The sequence below is a fragment of the Bradyrhizobium sp. genome, from assembly GCF_030654605.1.
Lineage (GTDB): Bacteria > Pseudomonadota > Alphaproteobacteria > Rhizobiales > Xanthobacteraceae > Bradyrhizobium.
The window spans coordinates 1-1,750 of record NZ_JAURXB010000138.1; the positions used below are offsets into that span (position 1 = coordinate 1).

Below are 1,750 nucleotides of genomic sequence, written 5' to 3' on the forward strand. Positions count from 1 at the left end.
GTTTTGCCGTCGAGCACTGCCGCACCACGGTGCAGAAGGCGGAATAGCGCGGCATTTCGGAATCGCCCCAGCCCCAGGCCATCCGCCCCTCGGGGTTGAGCCAGACCAGCCGTTTGGATCGCTCCGAGATGGTGCGAAGGATGTCGGCGCGCGGATCGAGGCTGTTGGTGCGGGCGTCGCCGAGCACGATCACCGTCGTCTTCGGCGTCACGCTGCGCATGAAATCCTTCTCGAAATCCTTGAACGAGCCGCCATAGTCGGACGACCCGAAACCGACTTTCGACATGATTTCGCTCATCGCCTCCTCCGGCGATCTGGTGTCGAGGATGTCGGAGACCTCGATCAAATGGCCGGAGAACGCGAACGAGCGCACGTCGTCCACCACCTCGTGCAGGCTGTGGATCAAGAGCAGGAAGAAGTCGGACACCTGCGCCACCGATCCCGAGACATCGCAGATCGCGACGATCTTCGGGCGGTCGCGGTGGCGGCGTTTCCAGGAGGTGAGGAACGGCACGCCGCCCCAGGCGGCGTTGCGCCGCAGCGTCTTTCGCGTGTCGAGATGGCCGCGGCGCTGGCGCTTGCGCGGCTTGGAGTAGCGCTCGCGCAGCCGCCGCGCGATGGCGCGGATCAGGGCCTTCATCTGCTCGACCTGGCGGCGTTCGAGCCGCGCCAGCGGCGCGTTGCGCAGGATCTCGTTGCGCAAGTTCTCGGTCTCCTCGCGGCCGTACAGCACCAGCGCCTGGTTGACGACCTCGCGCACGTTTTCGCGCAGCGCTTCGAGGGCGGCCGCCAGCCGTTCGGCGTCACCGGGATTGGTCGCCGTCAGCGCGTCGAGGTCGTCGCGCAAGCGCTCGATGCCGAGTTGTTCGAGAATTCGCGACGAGAAGATGCCGCGCTGGGTGAAATAGCGGATATCGGACAGCGAGGCGGCATTCGACGCCGCCGCCATCGCGGCTGCGATCGCGTTACGGTCGCGCGACATCAGCATCTGCGCGAGATCGCCGAGCTCCGGTGTTGGCGTATCAGAACCTCCCGGCTCGTTCTCGCCTTGCGAGGAATCCATGCCCTTGCTGTCGGCACCGTCCTCCGGCCCAGTCTCTTCCGGCACCTCGGGCTGGCTGAAGAACAGATCGAAGCAATCGCCGAGCGCCTGCTTTTCCTCCAGGCTCTTGGCCAGCGTCAGTAGCAGCGTGTCGCGCAGGATGCCGCGCTCGGCAAACCCGACATCGGCCACCGCCTTCATGGCATCGATGCTTTCCGCGGGGCTCACCCGAACGCCGGCGCCGCGCGCCGCCCGGAAGAACCGATGCAGTTCCTCGCGCATCAGCCGAACACGCCGTGGCGGCCGGCCTTGGCGACGAAGCCCGACACCTGCGGGATCGTGGTTTCGATGTCGGCCTCGTATTTCAGCAGCACGTTGAGCGTGTCCTTGACGGTCTCATGATCCAGTTCGCTCGACTGCAGCAACACCAGCACGCGCGCCCAGTCGATGGTCTCGCTGACCGAGGGCAGCTTCTTCAGGTCCAGTGCGCGGACCTGGTTGATGAAGCCGACGATCTGCTTGCGCAGCGTCGCGGAGATGCCGGGAACGCGGCTTTCGACGATGCGTTCCTCCAGCTTCTGCTCGGGAAAGCCGATATGCAGATGCAGGCAGCGGCGCTTCAGCGCGTCCGAGAGGTCGCGCTCGCCGTTGGAGGTCAGAATCACCGTCGGCTTCACGATCGCCGTGACGGTGCCGAGTTCGGGGATC

General features: G+C 65.7%; 1 protein-coding gene and 1 pseudogene. Both read right to left on the reverse strand.

Annotation, left to right across the window (positions count from 1 at the left end):
- A partial coding sequence (locus Q7U29_RS13540; RefSeq protein ID WP_304742190.1) for a VWA domain-containing protein occupies positions 1-1,324 on the reverse strand: 1,324 nt, incomplete at its 3' end.
- A pseudogene (locus Q7U29_RS13545) lies at positions 1,324-1,750 on the reverse strand (MoxR family ATPase); the annotation flags it as partial. The pseudogene Q7U29_RS13545 and the gene Q7U29_RS13540, both read right to left, overlap by 1 nt.